The following is a 19564-nucleotide window of genomic DNA, read 5'->3' as shown; positions in this document are numbered from 1 at the left end:
GACGAACGCGTGCAGTTTATTCAACCCAGCAGCTCTTCCATTGCACTGAATAATATTTTAAGGACAATGGGGGACAGACCCCCATTAGCGGTGTAGTTACAGCTACAACTTAAACGTATAAATAACACCCTTGGTGTCGGTGGTTTCGCCGCCGACAACTTTGGGGGCGTAGCGATAATTCAGAATGGCTTGCTGCAGTGTATTCAACATCGCTTCGGTAAAGGTATTGGTCACTACCACTAAATCCGCAACACTCCCCTCGGCCGTGACGGTGAACTGGAATTTCGCACTCGCTGCTTGGGTGCTGGCAAGATCATCGTCGCTAAAGTTTGGCGCAGGCTGATACAAAGGCTGGATCGCTTTAGTATTTGCAACCGGTGCAAGTTTGGTAACCGCAATACAATGTTCTGTGGCTCGCTCGGGTTTACCCAAATTTTGGTATGCCGTGACCAAGCCTATGTGTGCTTGCCGCAAACGCTCCGCCGAATCATTTTTGGCGTCGGCCAAACCGGGCAAGGCGGAATTAAAATTATCCACCGCATCTTTGTATTCTTTTATCGACAGTTCATACCTACCTAAACTAAACGCCACTAACCCGGCTGCACTAGACGATTCGCCAAATTCCGACCGGATAAGTTTATGGGCGAGCTTGGCTAACTTGTAGGCTTTATCTGAATCGTACCCCGGCTGATTTAATGGCACATTGGTAACACGCATTAACACTTGCGCGTGAGGTACACTCTTTTTGCCATTCAGCTTTTGCGAAAGCTCTACTGCCTGCTCCCAGTAACCTACATTTTTTTCTACTGTCGCCGGCGCATAGCCTTGTGCTTCTACCAAGTCTGCTAGCAAAGCAAGCATGCGCTCTGACTCTTCGCCGAAGGCGTCCTTAACTAACGGCAAGGCTTCTTCTAGCGCTGCAAGCGACTTAGCTTTGTGTACTGGATTGGTGGAGGCGAGCAATACATTGCCATAGTTATAGGCAAGGTCGGCGAGATTCATACTGCCGGGGCGGAAGGCATCTTGTCCCGCGAGGTATGCTTTTTCGGCATTGCTTACCGCACAGCCGTAATCTTTGACTTGAATACATTTTTGGTAGGCCATATAAGCCGTTTTAAATTCGAGTTTGGGATTGGCAATAGCGACCGAAGCACCGCACAGGGTAATCGCCAGCAACACGCCAGTGCGATTAAGGCTCGATAAACTCCGCATCAGATTTGTACCCTAGCACTTAAAATTCAAAGAAAAATGAGCTAGCTAATGTCACCAAACTCACAAACAATACCAGCCTCACAAACTACACCAACCGGATCAGAAATAGAATTATAAGCGCCATGCCGGTGTATTATTTGCGCTATCGCACACATTCTGACGCTTTTGTCACTGTAGATGCTCGGCAGCCAAGGCCAAGCCTGCTTGCTATACTAGCTACCCGCCCCGCCGCAAATATGACCAACGAGATCTCAAACACGTGACAGTAACCAACAACGATTGCGACCGCCCCGGACTCAAACCACTCGAAACCGCGCTGGCCGAACTCGAGCAGGCACGCCCTCAAAACGTCTTGCCACTGGCAACCGAGCAGGTTGCTATTAGCAGCGGCTTAGATCGCGTGCTCGCCGAAGATGTAGCCTCGCCCTCACAAATACCCAACTACGACAATTCGGCAATGGACGGCTACGCCTATTGCGATGCAAGCTGGGATGGCAACAGCCCGCTAAAGGTGGTGGGTACAGCACTCGCTGGCAACGCCTACAGCCAACAAGTACCGTCCGGCAACTGTGTGCGGATTATGACCGGTGCCCAGCTTCCGCAAGGCTGCGACACCGTGGTTATTCAAGAGAACGTAGCGCTAAACGATTCAAAACAGCTGCGCATTAACCATCGTCCTCAGCTAGGCGCAAACATTCGCAGCGCGGGCAGTGATGTCGAGCGCGGGCAACAGGTGTTTACGCAAGGCCTGCGTTTGTCGGGTGTTCATATTGGTATGCTAGCAACACTTGGGGTTAGCCACGTAGCCGTGTACCGAAAATTAAAAGTCGCCGTATTCTCAACCGGCGACGAGCTGCGTTTGCCCGGTACAGAATTACCACAAGGCTGTGTGTACGATAGTAATCGCCTGATGATTACCACCCTATTACAACGCCTAAATTTGGAAGTGATAGACCTCGGTATTATTGCCGACAACCCAGCCGCTATTGAGCAAGCGTTTAAGCAAGCGGCGGTGCAAGCCGATGCGGTTATTTCCTCCGGCGGTGTGTCGGTTGGCGATGCGGATTTCACTCGCGATATTTTACAACGCCTAGGCGATATCGCTTTTTATAAGCTGGCGATTAAACCGGGTAAACCCTTTGCGTTTGGTTATTTGCATAATCAAACAAGCACTCCCGATGCGAACAATCGCAAAAATGCGACGGCGTTTTTTGGTTTACCCGGCAACCCCGTTTCGTCGGCGGTTACCTTTCACCAACTTGCCTTGCCTAAATTGCGCCAAATGAGTGGCGAAGCCTTTCCGCAACCGCTGCGACTACAAGTACCTAGCGCGAGCGCGTTCAAAAAGCGCCCAGGCCGAACCGATTTCCAGCGCGGCTTGCTAACTAACCATAACGGCACACTTGAAGTTCACAGCACCGGCAACCAAGGCTCGGCGATTTTTTCTAGCATGGTGGCGGGTAATTGCTATGTGGTTTTGGAGCAAGACCGAGGCAATGTGAGCGCAGGTGAAATCGTTACCGTAGAACCTTTTGATCGCTGGATAAGCTAAGGGCTTTTATGATTACCAACGACGCAACCATTGCTGGGTTACTTTTTTTGATACTCGGCGCAGTGTTTTACACCCATTCCAGCAGCCATCGGTTTTTTAAAGCGTTCTACAGCGTTGTACCGGCTATTTTGCTCTGTTACTTTTTACCGGCGCTACTGGCTAATTTTCATATTATTGATACCCACAATTCCAAAATCTATTTTTTTGCCTCGCGCTATCTTTTACCCGCTGCACTGGTACTGCTCTGCTTGAGCATTGACCTTAAAGCCATAATCAACCTCGGCCCGAAAGCACTCATACTGTTTTTAGTGGGCACTACTGGCGTTGTTATCGGCGGCCCTATCGCCTTGCTTCTGTTGGCGTGGCTTACCCCCGAGGCCATTCAAGTACAAGGGGTTGAACAAGTATGGCGAGGCATGACAACCTTGGCAGGCTCTTGGATTGGCGGCTCGGCAAACCAAACCGCTATGCGTGAAATTTTTCATGCAAGTAACGATATTTTTACCGCGATGGTCGCCGTAGATGTATTAATTGCAAACTGTTGGATGGCGGTTTTGTTAGTACTGGCGGGAAAATCGCAGCGACTGGATCGCAATCGCGGTATCGATACCAAAGCACTGGATGCACTGGTAGACCGAGTAGAACAATTAGAACGCAGCAGTTCGCGTATTCCTGCCACCGCAGACCTAATGTTAATTGGCGCGCTGGCATTTGGCATAACCGGTCTTGCGCACTTTTGTGCCGACGGCCTAGCCCCTTGGTTTTTGGCGAACTTTCCGAACAGTGCGCGCTTTAGTTTAACCAGCGGCTTTTTTTGGTTGGTGGTAATTGCAACTACCGGCGGGGTCGCACTTTCGTTTACCAAGGCGCGCAAACTAGAGGGCGCTGGCGCTTCTAAAATTGGTACGGTGTTTATTTATATTCTGGTGGCCGCCATAGGCACCCATATGAATTTAGGCGCGCTACTCGATGCACCCATATTATTTTTACTGGGGGCTATTTGGATGGCTATACACGCCAGTTTAATGTTATTTGCCTGCAAACTTTTAAAAGCACCACTGTTTTATATGGCCGTTGGCAGCCAAGCGAATATTGGCGGCGCGGCTTCAGCACCCGTGGTTGCAGCGGCATTTCACCCTTCGCTTGCACCAGTAGGTGTTTTATTGGCTGTACTCGGTTATGCGGTTGGCACCTACGCCGCATGGTTATGCGGGCAACTACTGCGTGCCAGTAGTGCGTTTATTTAAAACTTAGCCCTACCCTGCTAGCACTACCTTTTTCGCGTTAATACAAGGTTTATTTTATGCAACAAAAACAACCCAACAACCCACTCCACGGGGTAAAACTTGAAACGGTTGTTACCGAACTGGTTGATCACTTCGGTTGGCAGACCTTGGCCGAGCGGATAAATATTAATTGCTTTAAAAGCGACCCCTCGGTTAAATCTAGCTTGAAGTTTTTACGTAAAACCCCGTGGGCGCGCGACAAGGTGGAAGCTTTATACCTTGCGACGCTTACTAATAGCTTCACTAAAACCGCCGCCGCTACCCGCAACAAAACTAACCGTTCGAACGAGGAAACTGCCCAGAGCCCGAAAACTGCCCAGAGCAAACAAACTGCCCAGAGCAAACAAACTGCCCAGAGCCCGAAAACTGCCCAGAGCGGAAAAACTGCCCAGAGCGGAAAAACTGCCCCGAGCGATAAAACAACTCGGAGCAAGCAAGCATCACCCGACGACTCAAAACCTAAACCCAACGTTAACCCTTGGGGCAACCGTTAAAACTGTTGAGACTGGAAAGAAAAGAGCGGGTTAACCGCACTTAGAATTGCCGCAACTCAAACAGGTTTTACAGCCGTCCAATAAAATCACCGCCTTGGTGTGACACTTTAAGCACAGATCCGCGCTAGCCGGAAAACCCTCGGCGCTTGGCTGTAGGTTGTTGCGCACTTCGTACTCGGCTTTTTTCTCCGACAACACTTCCATTTGCACGTCACTGAGAGCCTCGGGTTTTATCAGGCCAATTTTCTTCATGTGGGTTTCAATGGCCTCGCCAATTTCGGCCACCAAAGACGGCATAAAACGGCCACCACTTTTAAAATAACCACCGGTCGGGTCGAACACGGCTTTTAGCTCTTCGGTCAAAAAGGTAACGTCGCCGCCCTTTCTAAACACCGCCGAAATAACCCGCGTTAATGCCACCACCCATTGAAAGTGCTCGAGATTTTTTGAGTTGATAAAAATCTCAAAGGGTCGTCGCAATTCGTGGTCGGTACCGGGGTTCAAGATCACATCGTTAATGGTGATATAAAGGGCGTGGTCCGACAACGGGGTTTTAATTTTATAGGTAGAGCCTTCCAGCGTTTCTGGACGAGCGAATTTTTCGTGCATTTGCTCGATGGTTACAGCGGGCTCTGCCAGAGCCGCTAGGTTTTTTGCATCTTCATTTGCGGCACTCACCGAGTAGCCGGTAATTTTTTTGTCGATTTTTCGCATGATGTTTACCTGATCTGTGGCGCCAGCCTTAATATTTACCGTAGTAGCCTTCTTTAAGGGCATCGTACAAATTTGCGGCGGTGTGAACTTCGCCATCGTATTCCACTTCTTCGTTACCTTTGAAGGTTACTTCGCTGCCGTCTTCCAGGGTAAATCGGTACTCGGTATCCTCAAGATCTTTTTCTTTTACCAGTACGCCTTGGAAGGCTTCGGGATTAAAGCGGAAGGTGGTACAGCCTTTTAAGCCTTTTTCGTGTGCGTAGAGGTAGATACTTTTGAAACTTTCAAAATCAATATCGGTGGGCACGTTAATGGTTTTAGAAATCGATGAGTCCACCCACTTTTGCGCGGCGGCCTGCACATCAACATGTTGCTCGGGCAAAATTTGGTCGCTGACAACAAAATAATCTGGCAACACTTTGTCGTCTTCGTCGGTATAGGGTTTTGCCTCGGCATTCACCAACTGGCGATAACGCAATAGTTCGTAAGAAAACACATCAACCTTGTCTTTGCTCTTGCGCCCCTGGTTAATAACATTGCGTGAATAGTGGTGGGCAAAACTTGGCTCGATACCGTTGCTGGCATTATTGGCAAGCGAAAGTGAAATAGTGCCGGTGGGCGCAATCGAGCTGTGGTGGGTAAATCGACACCCGTGTTCAGTAATCGCGGCAATAAGTTCTGGATCTTCCTCGGCGAGCTGTTGCATATAGCGGCTGTATTTTGCGTGTAAAATTTTGCCGCTTACTTTATCGCCAAGCTTAAATTCTTTTTCGAGTTCTGGGCGCGTTGCCAACAAACTCTCGGTGATGGTGAAGTCCTCATCGAAAATAGGCGCTGCGCCTTTTTCTTTCGCCAAAGCCAAACCTTCTCGCCAGCCGGTTAGCGCCAATTCTTTGGATACCTGTTCGGTAAAGGCGATAGACGCGGGGCTACCGTAGGGAATGCGCAACAGCGTTAGCGCCGAGCCCAAACCTAAAAAGCCCATGCCATGACGACGCTTACGTTTAATTTCCGCCTGCTGTTGTGGCAGTGCCAAACCGTTAATTTCTACCACGTTGTCGAGCATACGGGTAAAGATGGCCACCAGCTTGCGGAATTCATCCCAATTAAAACGCGCCTCGGCGGTAAAGGCGTTTTCGACAAAGCCGGTGAGATTTACTGAACCTAACAAGCAACTACCATACGGCGGCAAGGGTTGCTCGCCGCAGGGGTTAGTGGCGCGAATGCTTTCGCAGAACCAGTTATTGTTCCAACTGTTTACGCGGTCGATAAGAATAAAACCTGGCTCGGCAAAATCGTAAGTGGAGCGCATAATTTTATGCCACAGCTTGCGTGCCGGTATGGTCTCGTACACCAGGCAGGCCACATCGCCGCGATCGTTGCGCAGGTATTGGTCGCTAATATGTTCTAGCTTGCGCCACACCACTTGCGCACCGGCAACCACATCGCGCGCTTCGTCACGTTTCAAAATCGGGAAAGACAATAACCATTCACTATCGGATCTCACCGCTTGAATAAATTCATCGGTAATCAGTAGCGACAGGTTAAATTGTCGCAAGCGGCCATCTTCACGCTTGGCGGTAATAAAGTCGGCGACGTCTGGGTGATGTACATCGAAGGTGGCCATTTGTGCGCCGCGACGACCACCGGCCGACGAGATGGTAAAACACATCTTGTCGAAGATATCCATAAACGACAGCGGCCCAGAGGTTTGCGCACCGGCACCAGCCACATGCGCGCCGCGTGGTCGCAACGTGGAAAATTCATAACCAATTCCACAACCCGCTTTAAGTGTTAAACCGGCCTCCATATTTTTGCCGAGAATATCGTGCAACGAGTCTTCTATAGTGCCAGAGACTGTACAGTTAATGGTGGAGGTGGCAGGCTTGTAGGCCGATGCTCCGGCGTTAGAGATAATGCGACCTGCGGGAATTGCACCTTTGCGCAGCGCCCAAAGAAATTCGTTGTACCAGTGGTCGCGACGTTTCGGTTCGACGTCGGCCAAGGTATTGGCAACGCGCTGGTAGGTATGGTCGAGGGTTTTATCGACCGCTTCGCCCTTGTCGTCGGTGAGGCAATATTTTTTCTGCCAGATATCGAAAGAGGCCGGCTGTAGCGTGACCGCTTCAATTGGGTTGGTTTGCAGTTGGTTGGACATATCCGTACACCTGTTGGTAAGTGTTCACTTTTCTTGCAATGGCTGTGTAGGCAAGTCTGAAATCGCTGAGGACAAAACAAGGCGAATTGGGCTAATAGCACTATATGTAGTGGCGAATAGTTTAATCGTTTCAAGATGTAGGGCAATAGCTATTTTTAGATATTATCGCTATGAGCAGTATCAAGCAGAACAGCAGGCTATTTCAGCCTGCTGTTTTTAGTACCTCTAGCAATAACTAGAGGCGGGGGGATGATCTAAAACTGGTAGCCAACGCCTAGGTTAAAGCCTTGGGTTTCCTGAGTGTCGCCACTTTGGAATTGGTAGTCGGCCTTGAAGACAACATCTTCCAGCGGCAAAAAGCTCACGCCGATGTCGGTTTGGCTGTTGCTCTCACCTTCTGTTTGTGACCACTCACTTTGACGCGCGAACAGGCCCCAGCGTTCAGCCGGCTTCCAGGCCAACTCTATATAGCCGCCATCTTGTACGTCTTTACCGGCGTCTGCCGCGGCATCGCCGTCCAGCTGCCAGCGCGCATAAAGCGCCTTGGCGGTGAACTGATCCCACTGGTAGATTGCGTGGCCGCCAACAAGAGTGGCTGCATCGGCATAGGAGATTTCGGCACTTTGGTCGAGATCTGGCTGATATTGGGTATAACCTGAAAGCTCTAGCCCTTTAATACCACGGTAGGCAACACGTGCTGTTACCGCCATATCGTAGGCGGCGGCGAACGACGCTTTTTGCTTACCCTGCTTTAAATTAAATGGCTCGGCATTAGGGTTAGAGGTTGGGTCGTCGGTTTTGAGACCTTCCGAAATCATCAAATCGTAGGTTACGCCGTTATCGAAACTCTGTTTTAGGCTTGCACCGGCACCATACCAGGTGGTTGGAATTATGGTGGTTTCGATGATGGGGCGCTCAACACCATAAAAGGTTGGCGGTTCGTGGGTTTCGTTAATGATGCCCAAGGGCGCAAGTAGCACACCGGTTTTTAGATGCATGTTTTTTTGTAGGTCTAATTCGACATAGGCCTGCTCGATTTCAACTGCGCCGCGCGCGCCATCGCTAACCAAAACATGCTCCACTTCGAATTCAGTAATAAAGCGCGCCCAATCGTTAAATTCGTAACCAATAAACAACACCATGCGGTGTAGTTCTAACTGGCGAAAGTCTTGGTCTGGGGTTTCGCTATTGGTTTCTATGCTGAGGTTGTTGTAATGCATTTCACCGTAGCCACCAATATGCACACGATTGCTACTGACTGCCTCGGCTGACGGATTAGCTTCTACTGCATCTGCCAAGGATTCTAAGCGCTCGTTTAGGGTTATTTCTAGCTCTTCGATACGCTGCTGTAATGCTTCGACCGTTTGCTTTTCCCGCACCTCGACTTCCGGCGGTGGGGTTTCTGCAGCATAACTAAACGAAGCCAGTGCCGCGCCTGCCACGCTAAAGGTAAATGGCAGCAAGATATGTTTTGGGGAGAAATTCATGTTCTGGTCCTGTGATTATGTGCAATTTAAAAATTATAATTTCGTGAATAGACGCTCTGGCCGTCGACCTTGACTGCCGCTGGCATTAGTCGCCGTCAGTAAAGTTGATTCCCAATTCCACATCGAGGCTATCGGGTATTTCACGTTTAAAATTACCGTCTAGTAACGCCAAGGCAACACCTAAGTCGATAGCATTTTTGTTTGCGATGCTGGCTCGTGCAAAAGCGATATTTTCGCGCACCGTTGCCACTGGCTGGGTGTAACCTGCGGCCGTCATAATGGCGAATATATTAAAGCTGTCTGTGCGGCTCCCATTTAATAAGCCGTCTATCTCATCAATACTTTGCTCTAACAAAGTCCAAGCGTAACCCGACGACTGCGCCGCAATGGCTACCACATTACGCTGTTTTAAATAGTCTAAAAACTCCTGCACGCTAGTAAGCAGTACCGTGATGTTATCGGTTCCCGCATCTAAATTATTGCTAGCAAAAAGCTGAGCATAGCTACTGCCGCTATTTTTATACTGCGTAGTCCAACCTTGCTGAACTGCTTCGGCGCGCGCGGTAAACTGTTGCGACACGCCTATTAACATCTCGCACTTGCGCGGGTATAGAAAATAATCAAAATTGATATTCGCACTGGTCGGTTCAGCCGGGCTGATCGTTTCGCCATCCGCTAAACCCGAGGTTTCGAAAACCAACACTTCGAGCGCTAACAAACCCATCTTCTGAAAGGCTTGCGATGCAAAATAAGCTTCATCTAACGCGTATTCTGCCTGAATATTTTGGGTTACCTGTGTGCGAACCGTTGCCCGGTAGTTAGTGCCGCGCAACCGCAGCGAGTCGAACTGAATATATTCGGGGAAGACCACATCATCGTTAAGCGGGCCAAAGTTATAGGGGATAACGCGATACCAGCTAGACGCCAGTTGCCGCCAATTATCCTGCAGTGCAATCAATACCGCTTCGCTTGGCGCCGCGCAGTAATCGGCAACCGTTGCATCGAACTGAGCAGCAGCACCAGCAAAATTATTAACCGCTGGCACTAGGGTTTTCTCGGTTATTCTTACTAAGGTTTCATCGAGGCTAGCCTGATTCGCCACCACCGGATCGTTGCCGCGCGAACCGCCGCAACTGGCCAGTAACACGCCCGACAATACCGTCAGAACTACTAAACGGTAGCCACTACTCACTTTTCTAAACTGCATCTACACCACCCCTGTGGATATATTTATTCGTCGACCAATGAGATCGAGCATATTAAATTCAATTGTGCCCATCTAACGCCCCGCTAACGAGCACTTACATTAACCAAATGGTTATCCCAACGTAACTGTTCGAACGCTAGGCGCTTAGCGCGCTGTTCTTGCAAATTCGCCATATTTATAAAACGCAACGCGCCGCTGGAGTTAGAGAGTACGCATTCACTTTGGTCTGCAGTCATGGCCGCCCCACACACATCATGCAAGCTGAGGTAGCCCGCAAGCTCGCCAGATTCGATCTCCCAAAACGCCGCTACATTACCGCGCGGACTGGTTAAAACCAAACGATTAAACTGATTGTTGACTGCGACACTGCCAACGTAGTCGCGCATATTTTGCCAGAGGATATCGGGGGCCGTTAACAATTTAAGTTCACTGTCACGTCGATGCACTGCACCGAGCGCGACGATTTTATCGCTCGTCATTGCGCTGCGCTGTACCTGTAACCCCACGACAACAACCCCTTCGGCGGTAACATCTAGGTGACGGATACTGGCTTTTTCTTCCGCTAAAAAACGCTGCTCCAGCAACTCGCCGGTTGCAGCGTTTAAGTAGGCTAGGCTCGACTGCATGCTATCCAAATTTGTCGGCAACCAGGTTTCGCTATTGGCTTTGCCGCGCATACCGCCATTGGCCACCACCAGCGTGGTTAAATCTGGCATAAGTTTTAATTGATGAGGGCCAATGCCACCACTTGGGTACTCACCAATACGATGGTAATCGGAACTGCGATAGACACCGATATAGCCCTCTCCACTGTAGCGATCGGTTTCTGTTGTGTACAACATCCGACCATCCCCGCTACAACAGGCGTGACCTTCAAACTGACGATTTTCAGGGCAACTAAATTGCGCACTCTGCGCGCCGGACAATATATTTAATTCCGTCGCAGTTCGACCGGGGCGACGCGCAATCATCAACACGTGGTTGTCTTTATTTGCCAGGGCAACACAGTCGTGACCACGAAAGCCACTGTTCGCGATTTGTATCATTTGGTCGCGACTGTTTAGCCAAGCCGTGCCGTAGGTTGCAGGGCTATCGCCCTGAGCCGACACCCAGCAATCGTCAAACCCTATCTTTTTATGCACACCGGTGTTGGCATTTGCGAAACTGTGACTCGCCGTAAAAGGCAAACTCACCAGCCACGCGCTGCTACCCGCAAGATAACGGCGCCGAGCAAGATCAAGACCCGCGATTTTTTTTCGACTGAATATCATAGTGTGTAATTTTAAAGTGAATTTACAAAAGCAATTAAGCTTGCCCGAGCGGTTGCCGACATGTGCACGAAGCGATCCCGTGCCACAGCGGCTTCGCCACCATGCCAAAGAATGGCCTCTTCTACCGATTGCGCGCGGCCATCGTGTAGTAGGTTGTTACTGCCGTTAACCTGTTCGCTTAAGCCTAAGCCCCACAAAGGTGGTGTGCGCCACTCGCTACCGCTGGCGAGAAAGTCGGGTCGGCCATCGGCCAATTCTGGGCCCATATCGTGGAGCAATAAATCCGTATAGGGCCAAATAATCTGTTCAGACAAATGCGGAAAATCGGCACTTTTTTGCGTGGTATAACTCGGTCTATGACAAGCCGCACACCCCAATCTATAAAAGTGTTCGCGCCCAGCCAAAACGCTTTCACTCGTTGCATCACGTCGCTGGGGCACTCCGAGATTGCGATTAAAATTTATCACGAGTTCTAAAAGATGTTGTGGTAGTTCAACCGCATCGTCATCATTCGTTTTACCCGAAGTGCGCTCCAGTTGATTCTTGTTTACAGACGGATTTGCCGCGCCGTGAATTTGCTGCAGGCAATTTAATTGGTATTCGGTACAGGGCTGCTGCGGAAAAATAGGGTTGGTAATACCGACATCATTGACAAAGGCCGCGGCAACCGCACTGGCCACATTTGGTCGGTTTGCTTTGTGGCCAAAACGCCCAGGGCGTCGGGTATGTAGCACCGAATCCCACACTTGATTGATTCGACCCGAAATACCATCGCGATTATTATCACTTGGATCTGCCCAGCGATTTATATCGTACTGGTCTATTAATTCCAACAAACCCATGCCGTGAATGGCCGGCGCATTGCGTAGGCTTATTTGTACGCCCTCGGCAAATTCGCCATAGCCCATAAAGCTAAAGTTTAACTTGGGGCGACGCAATTGCACTGCGGTCTTGTCGGGGTAAACAAATTGCTCATTTAACCAATCGACACTGACGTAAGCCTCGGGCAGTACTTCTCCGGCACTGGGCTCGTAACCCTGTTGCGGGTTTTTAATTTTTCCAAGTTGATGCGCCAAGGCGGTCGACTGGGTTTGCAGTTGATCGCCGTAGCGAGGCTCTGGCCATACGCCAATTTCGACAAACTGCATTTCATTTGCAGACGGCGACGCGACGCTTAATCGGACAATAGCACTAACCAAGTCGGCGCCATCGTTGGCCGGAATAATTCCACGACCGCCTTGGATATGACAGGCCAAACAGCTGCGTGCGTTGTAGATTGGGCCGAGACCATCGCGCGCGTTGGTAGTTGCTGGGGCTTTTATCCAAGGTTGTTCGGCGAGCGCTTTCCCGGCGAAAAAATTCGCCTTGAGCGCTTGCGGTAGGTTGGCTGCCGCCTGATCAAAGCGCGGAAAAGCCTGCCCCATGATGGTCGCCGCTCCTGCAGGTAAAAGCTCGGCCTTAGTTGGTGCGGGCACATCAAAGCGGCTACCTACGGGGGAGTTATAAGGATCGCAACCGAGTAAAAATATTGCGTAACTTAAACTGGCAAGCAATACAAACAAAAACGCAAAAAGCCGGGTAAAAACCGGCTTTTTTACAAAGGTTACGAAACGATATTTTTTGCCCATAAACTACATCGGGTTGAACATACATTTCGGGTTAGACATATTAACGTCTCAACCAACTAAGTTAGTCGCAACTATTACCCGGCTGAGTAGTATCACAACTAGAAGCATCACCATCTACCACAGCCACACCAACATCTAAGGTATTAGCTACTTCCGCAATAAGTGTCGACTGTGCATTCAAGGCGATAATCGTTTTGTATATGGGGTTAGCCGCATTGCGGTTTTCGTCCATGATCAAAACATCAAATGGCTTGCCGTCTACCCGCGCTGAATAATCAATCTCGGTATAGTGAGTTGCAGTGGTACTAAGTGCCGCCGCCACAGAATCGGCAAGATCGGTTAAACCTGCATCGAGTAGATAGTCATCTAAACCATAGCCGTTAACCGCACGATCGGTTGTATTATCAATGCCGTCGAGGGTGCTATCGTAGCCAGTATAATCACCGTAGTAACTATTACTTACACCTTCAGCATTTAGCCACACATCGCGGTGGGTATTATCCGAAAAGCATGAATGCTCATCTTCTTGGGAGTTCGAACTAAACGCGATTTGCATACGCTCACCCGCTAGCTCACCTTCAGACAAGGTGCCCATACCGGTAAGAATTTCGGCCAACTTCGCTTTCGCTTCGGTTTCGTTTTCGATAGTCGTAAAGGCGCTGCGATAACTAGCGCCGGCAACCCAACCGTCGCGCACACTGGTTAAATCTGCCACCAATTTTTCGGCTACAACTTCAAGGTATTGAAAACGACGCGCCGCGTACTGGTCGGTAGTGAAATCGGTTAGCGGTCGATGCCCGCCAGAATTTAGCAGGTTGCCGCCGGACGATAACTCACGATCGGATTCGGTATTTGCGCTGCCGTCATTGTTTAAGTCCTGCCCCCACAACATAAATTCTATGGCGTGGTAACCGGCAATAACATCGTGCTCGTCACCTGCAGTTGCTGTGTTGGCAATTAAGCTGGTATCAATGGTAACACTTGAGTTAATAATATTTTCAGTTGGGTAATTCACACCAGTAGCGTGCTCGCTCACACCTACTTGGTCATCACCAAAATCGGTACCGGTGGTAACATAGTCGATTAAGGCTTCACCCAACGGCCAAGCATTAATATCGCCTTCCGGGCCGTCTTCACTTTGGTAATCGGTAGAATCGATAGGGCTTAAACGAAAGCGGTAAACCTCACTCTGACCGTAGGGCTCGCGCGCGACCAACCACGCCCGCTTGGCGGCATCCAAATTATCTTGTGTTGCCTCGGCTTTAAAAGTCGCAATAGCTGTTTGCAATTCAACTGCAGTATCGACCGCGTCACTATAAACGGCTAAAGCAATGTCTGCGTTGGTGTTTAACACCTTGCGTACATTGTCGATATTAAGCATCGCACCGGACGAGCTGGAACTGGACGATGAAGAAGAGCTAGATGACGAGCCTCCATCTGAGCTAGAAGAAGAGCCGCCACCGCCACAAGCCGCTAACAGTGAGGTGAGAGCAATGCCGAAAACTGCGCGAGTAGCGCTTTTATGCAGATCAACAAAAAGGGTCATAACGAAGTTCCACTTAACATAAGAACACCTGAATACAGGCATTGGGGCCAAAGTTTGAAGCCAAGATTAGTGGTGGAGATCATAATCTAAATGATAATTACTATCAACTACTTACGAGAACGATTATTGTTAACTATATGTGATGCTTGTGATAAAGTGCTTTTCCTCACAAATACTAGGTGATTAACAGGCGGGTGTTCCGGTGACAAAATGCAGTAAGCAGGGCAAGCGATTCCTACCACTTATACTGAGCAGCGCATTTGTTTTGGCGAGTTGTGGCGGCGGAACTTCTGGTAGTAGTAATGGTTCGGGTTCCTCTAGCAGCAGTTCATCGTCGAGCAGCTCCTCTACTAGCAGCTCGTCTGGCAGCGCCATAACATCAAAAGCTGAGCTAGGCGCACTGTTGTTTGCGGATGTTAATTTCTCCGAGAATCGTAGCCAGTCCTGCGCCACCTGCCACAACCCCGACCACGCCTTTATCGACAATCGTTTAAATGCCGAGGGTGAAATTCCAGCAGTGTCGCTCGGTGACGACGAGCTTTCCCTCGGTGATCGCAATACTCCGAGCGCCGCTTACGCGATGTTTAGCCCCCCCTTCGGGCAGAGCAGTCACGCGCGCTTTAATAGCCAACAGGGTGATTACACCGGCTTTGTTGGCGGTCAATTTTGGGATGGTCGCGCCACCAATCTTGCCGCCCAAGCCGAGGCACCACCAACCAACCCTATTGAAATGGGGCTGGCCGACAAAGCTACGGCGGTAATGCGCCTAGAAGAAAACGATGACTATGTTGCCGCGCTGAAACGGCTTTACGGCAGCACCATATTCGACAATACGGAATTGGCCTATGCCGCCATGGCCGACAGTATTGGCGAGTTTGAAAAAACACCGGAATTCGCGCCCTTCGATTCGCTCTACGACTTATCGCTAAAAGGCGAATACCAGTACGACCCTCTATCGAAAGCGGCGCAAGGTAAGGCACTGTTTTTCTCCCAGCAGTTTACCAACTGCGCCACCTGCCACCAGCTACACGCCAACAGCCACAAACAAGAGCTGTTCACCAACTTCGAATATCACAATATCGGTGTGCCCGCGAATGTCGATATACGTGCAGTAAACGGCAAAGGCGAAGACTTTATCGACGAAGGCTTGTTCGAAAACGGCGCTGTTAGCGATCGCGGCGAAGTAGGCAAGTTTAAAGTGCCGAGCTTACGCAACGTGGCGGTAACGGAACCCTACATGCACAACGGTGTATTTAGGGATTTAAAAACCGTCATTGAATTTTACGATCACTTCCTAACCGATTCGGTTCACACCCTTAACCCAGAAACGGGCTTGGCTTGGCGTGAGCCAGAAGTTAGTGAAACGGTAGCCTTAACGGAATTGGAAGACGGCAATAAATTATCCGCCGAGGAGGTTGAAGCTCTGGTATGTTTTTTACGTACCTTAACCGACAGCCGCTACCAGCACTTGATTGAAGCTAAAGGCATTGATTGCGGCGACTAATATGGCAGCGAATGCAAAATCAAACCTGCCAGCCTTTGGTTTTTATTCCAACTAACGGCTAGCCGCAAAGGAACTGCACGCCTCGTACGGCTGAGATTTCACCACTGTAATCGCCTCGGCAGCTGAAAGTATTTTCAGTACCACCGGAAAAAAGTCGTAGCCGTCGACACAAAAAATATGCTTAGGCTTTGACTGTAACCACTGTGAAGCTGAGCTGCATTTTTGTAAAACGCCGTCGGAGCTAGCGACAACAAACGTCGCTTCGTTCACCGACCAGGCTAGGCACGCATCCGACGAACGATACAGATATACCAAGTTGCCATCGTCCTCAAAAATCCAATCGGCTTGGCGGTCGCATCGCTCTATAAACTCTTCATAAACGCTTATATCTTCAGCATCGATCAGCGACTCTAAATGACTGCGAACTCTGCCGCTATAAAATAACGAAGACAACAGCGTTCGCTTTAATGCACGAATCGCCGTTGCAACTGTCTCTGCCGCTGCATTGGCCGAACCCAGAAAAAAACTCGACACAAGCTCTAAACCTTTATTTGCTGGTAAACGCTCATCCAGCATCGCTTGAATTCGCTTTGGCAGATCGGTATCTACTGGGTACAACTGTCCGCCTTCGGAAAATAAATAAGTCAACAACTGCGAAACAGGGTCGTAGCTCTCCAGTACATAGGGCGAATTCCATATCATGCGTTTATTATCATCAAGCATATCGAGCAGTATTTCGACAAAGTCATCCGCTCCCGCCGACTGGCCCGGCTTGGGCCAAGCGTCACTCGAAACTCCCAACACCCAACCGCAATGTCGATGTAAATAATAACGATAAAGCCGATGGTAGTATTCAATTAAGGGGTTCGGATCGATATGTACTTCGTTGTACTTCCCATAGGTATAGGCCAGCTCGACAATTGTTGGGTCCAAAACCTTGTGTTCGCTAAAAAATGGCAACTGATTGAGTGACAAGCGATAGTTCCGATTGCCCGGCAGGAAGCTGGAGATAGGCAGATCAAGCCAGCGCCCGTCCAAGGTCAAATTAGAAGCTGTGGCCGCCCCGTGTGCAAAACGCGCTACCCTAGCGAAGGCAAATTGATTTGCATGATTTTTAATAAACTGGCCAAGCACGCCCAAAAAACCCTTATCGTCACCACAAGATTTTCGAAACTCACGATTAACCCGACGCACTCGCGCTACATCCGACATTAGCTGGTGCTTATAGTTTGGGTGACGCTGGTAGTCGATTGTCCGAAAAAAATGGGCTGGCCTGACACAGGCTTCACGCAGCAAAATCGCCCCCCAACAATCAACGCCGTTCGCGAATTTTTCTACATCGGCATTTTTATAAGTCGACATTTTCGGGCCGGTAGCAATCAAGCCATATATTTTTGCGGCACCCAACGGGAACACCCGATTCAGCACTCTCGAAAATACCGTTTCGGTAACACCTTCCAGTAAATTTAACGAGCCTGTACAGTAGCCCTCTAACGCGTCTCGCCCTATTAATGGGTTAACGCCGATACCTTTAGCTTGCACGTCACCACGATTAACACAGCGTACACCACCACCATTTTTAGCCGTACCAAAGCCGCCATAGCGTTCACCAAACACTTTTTGTTCGGTGCCCCCGATAAAATCTACACCTTCGAAACAAGGCGACCCATCTATACCTATAGACCAATCATCGGTTATTTTTTGGCGCTTATCCGCTACAGCCGCGTCAGACGATTGAGCAGCAATAAACGCACTATCGGCCCACACCAACCCTTCTGTTGGCATATTTTTCACTTCACAGGGCACCAGCATTTCCGGTAATAATTTGGATGGTCTCACAACAAATTTCCTATGGATATGGAGCTAGAAGAGTCTTTTAAATCGCATATTATTACGAACATACAGGCGTAACTCGCGACGTTTGAACGCAACTATTTTCCAGCTGCGCAGTAGTGTTCGCAGCGCCTTGACTATTGATTCGCGTTCGCCCGGGTCAATTGAAACATCGAGAATCAAACGAATTTTTCCTTCTTCCCATTCGTAAATGTAACGTGGAAATTGATTTGTTTTCCAAAGTATATTCAGTGTTTCTCGACTGATCTCAGCCCACACTACATAGCCCTTGGGTTCGTTAAACTCGTTATAAAGTAGCGTAGCCGTTTCACACCTTGCAGCATATTTAAACCACTTAATATTATCCGCCGACAAGGGGGCGGGAGAGTAAGAACGGAAATCGCACAAGGTGGAGAATATCTCTGGCGGAGGTGTATACATTGTAAAAACCTTAATTAGTTACGACTAATTACGCTGCGAAATTATATTTTCATACTGGCAGTTAGCTTACCCCACACAAAAAGTTAACGTAGCTGTTAGATCTTAGAGGTGCTAAGCATGGGCAAAAGGGTAGTATGTAATGACATAAGACTATATTTAATACACTACCGGATAGCGCTATGACTCCGCCTAAATTTTCAATTGTTATACCAACGCATAATCGACCTAATCATTTGCGTCGTGCGGTAAAATCGCTTATCGCCCAAGATGTACCCGACAGCGAAATAATTGTTGTAAACGATGGATCCAATGAGGATTACAGCGATTTCTTAGCAGAATTTGGCAAATCGGTAAACTACATAACACAACCGAATGCGCTAGGCGTATCCGTCGCTCGCAATACCGGTGTACGAAACGCAAGTGGCGATTGGATTGTTTTTTTAGATGACGACGACCTCATGGCACCAGGCTATCTAAATGCGGTGGCAACCGCGATTAAAACAGAGACGTTTGATTATTGTTGGTGCGGTGTAAAATTTGTATTCCCACCGCAACACGTCGGCGGAAAACATTTGACTCAAATTGTACGAAAGCCTGCCGTCGCTGAGACACAACACGAAAAAATAGCCAATATCCTTGCCCTTGGCGCTAGCTTTGGCCTAGCGATACGTAAAGAAGTGTTCGAGGAGTGTGGCGGTTTCAACCCAAAGTTTAACGTTGGCGAAGATACCGATTTATTTATTAAGCTGCTAACAAACGAAGCCGTACCCTATTACTTGCCCTGCGTAGGAATTCTTAAAAATGAGTTACATACGAACAGGTTAACCTCTGGAACTTTCTCGTCCTACTCTCGTAACTATGCCTACGAAAATCTGTTTAAATGCCATCCTTTATTCTTTCGCACCTATCCCAGTAACCATAAGGCTCTGTTGTGGTGGGCGTTTCGCGTTCACGTTATGAATGGTAACTTCCGTGGCACTATTGGTATATCGTGGCAAGCGCTACAGGCGGGGTTTTTAATGACATCTATTGCAATATGTACAATTGGCTCCCTCTATCACAGCTGGTTTAACCTTCGTACGGTCTTGCCCAAACAACGATCACCATCTTAATTAAAAAAATATTAGCGAATATCGATTAAATTTCTTAGAGATAGTACGTATGCTTTCGTATTCAGCTAAATTCGATAGCCTGCGCCCAAGTCTTGGCCTAACCGAAACCTAGATAAAAA

15 protein-coding genes are annotated in these 19564 nt (G+C 49.0%); 5 read left to right on the top strand and 10 right to left on the bottom strand.

All coding sequences use genetic code 11. The features are described 5' to 3' along the window. Window positions 1-102: 102 nt before the first annotated feature. Window positions 103-1212 (bottom strand): hypothetical protein, encoded by a 1110-nt coding sequence (locus tag IDZ20_RS16155; protein WP_188152482.1) that lies wholly within the window; start codon window positions 1210-1212, stop codon window positions 103-105. A 259-nt stretch (window positions 1213-1471) separates the two neighbouring features. Between IDZ20_RS16155 and moeA the strand changes: the two genes are divergently transcribed. Genes moeA through IDZ20_RS16535 form a run of 3 tightly spaced genes read left to right on the top strand, consistent with a single transcriptional unit; the run spans window position 1472 to window position 4544 of the window. Beyond that, entirely contained in the window at window positions 1472-2764 is a 1293-nt protein-coding gene (gene moeA, locus IDZ20_RS16150; RefSeq protein WP_188152481.1) for a molybdopterin molybdotransferase MoeA, read from the top strand. An 8-nt stretch (window positions 2765-2772) separates the two neighbouring features. Continuing rightward, window positions 2773-4011: a DUF819 family protein gene (locus tag IDZ20_RS16145; RefSeq protein WP_188152480.1), complete on the top strand. Its 1239-nt coding sequence runs from the start codon at window positions 2773-2775 to the stop codon at window positions 4009-4011. 56 nt (window positions 4012-4067) lie between these two features. Further along, entirely contained in the window at window positions 4068-4544 is a 477-nt protein-coding gene (locus tag IDZ20_RS16535; protein WP_188152479.1) for a VF530 family protein, read from the top strand. 30 nt (window positions 4545-4574) lie between these two features. Here IDZ20_RS16535 and IDZ20_RS16135 read toward each other — a convergent pair whose 3' ends face one another. The 7 genes from IDZ20_RS16135 to IDZ20_RS16105 all read right to left on the bottom strand — a co-directional run bounded on the left by IDZ20_RS16135 (window position 4575) and on the right by IDZ20_RS16105 (window position 14555). Next, window positions 4575-5258, bottom strand: coding sequence for a TSCPD domain-containing protein (locus IDZ20_RS16135; protein WP_188152478.1), 684 nt, complete (start codon window positions 5256-5258; stop codon window positions 4575-4577). 28 nt (window positions 5259-5286) lie between these two features. Then, a complete protein-coding gene (locus IDZ20_RS16130) occupies window positions 5287-7416 on the bottom strand; it encodes an adenosylcobalamin-dependent ribonucleoside-diphosphate reductase (RefSeq protein ID WP_188152477.1) in 2130 nt (709 codons plus the stop codon). A 254-nt stretch (window positions 7417-7670) separates the two neighbouring features. Next, window positions 7671-8903: a hypothetical protein gene (locus IDZ20_RS16125; protein WP_188152476.1), complete on the bottom strand. Its 1233-nt coding sequence runs from the start codon at window positions 8901-8903 to the stop codon at window positions 7671-7673. A gap of 85 nt (window positions 8904-8988) precedes the next feature. Next, window positions 8989-10110 (bottom strand): imelysin family protein, encoded by a 1122-nt coding sequence (locus tag IDZ20_RS16120; RefSeq protein ID WP_188152475.1) that lies wholly within the window; start codon window positions 10108-10110, stop codon window positions 8989-8991. 83 nt (window positions 10111-10193) lie between these two features. Beyond that, window positions 10194-11381, bottom strand: a complete 1188-nt coding sequence (locus IDZ20_RS16115; RefSeq protein WP_188152474.1) for a DUF1513 domain-containing protein — start codon at window positions 11379-11381, stop codon at window positions 10194-10196. An 11-nt stretch (window positions 11382-11392) separates the two neighbouring features. Next, window positions 11393-13009, bottom strand: a complete 1617-nt coding sequence (locus tag IDZ20_RS16110) for a di-heme oxidoreductase family protein (RefSeq protein ID WP_188152473.1) — start codon at window positions 13007-13009, stop codon at window positions 11393-11395. A 61-nt stretch (window positions 13010-13070) separates the two neighbouring features. Next, a complete protein-coding gene (locus IDZ20_RS16105) occupies window positions 13071-14555 on the bottom strand; it encodes an imelysin family protein (protein ID WP_188152472.1) in 1485 nt (494 codons plus the stop codon). A gap of 202 nt (window positions 14556-14757) precedes the next feature. Here IDZ20_RS16105 and IDZ20_RS16100 point away from each other — a divergent pair, with 202 nt between their 5' ends. Continuing rightward, window positions 14758-16059, top strand: coding sequence for a cytochrome-c peroxidase (locus IDZ20_RS16100; protein ID WP_245792376.1), 1302 nt, complete (start codon window positions 14758-14760; stop codon window positions 16057-16059). 51 nt (window positions 16060-16110) lie between these two features. On the opposite strand, the gene IDZ20_RS16095 is transcribed toward IDZ20_RS16100, so the two are convergent. Together IDZ20_RS16095 and IDZ20_RS16090 are read right to left on the bottom strand one after the other, a co-directional pair. After that, the gene (locus IDZ20_RS16095; protein ID WP_188152471.1) at window positions 16111-17898 is read right to left on the bottom strand and encodes a hypothetical protein; all 1788 of its coding nucleotides are present in this window, start codon (window positions 17896-17898) and stop codon (window positions 16111-16113) included. A 24-nt stretch (window positions 17899-17922) separates the two neighbouring features. Then, window positions 17923-18333 carry a hypothetical protein gene (locus IDZ20_RS16090; protein WP_188152470.1) on the bottom strand — a complete coding sequence of 137 codons (411 nt, stop codon included), beginning with the start codon at window positions 18331-18333 and terminating at the stop codon, window positions 17923-17925. Window positions 18334-18512: 179 nt separating this feature from the next. Between IDZ20_RS16090 and IDZ20_RS16085 the strand changes: the two genes are divergently transcribed. Beyond that, complete coding sequence (locus IDZ20_RS16085) at window positions 18513-19445, top strand: glycosyltransferase family 2 protein (protein WP_188152469.1); 933 nt, start codon at window positions 18513-18515, stop codon at window positions 19443-19445. Window positions 19446-19564 lie beyond the last annotated feature (119 nt).

Source organism: Teredinibacter waterburyi, from assembly GCF_001922985.1.
Classification (GTDB): domain Bacteria; phylum Pseudomonadota; class Gammaproteobacteria; order Pseudomonadales; family Cellvibrionaceae; genus Teredinibacter; species Teredinibacter waterburyi.
This window is presented reverse-complemented; position numbering and strand designations above follow the sequence as displayed.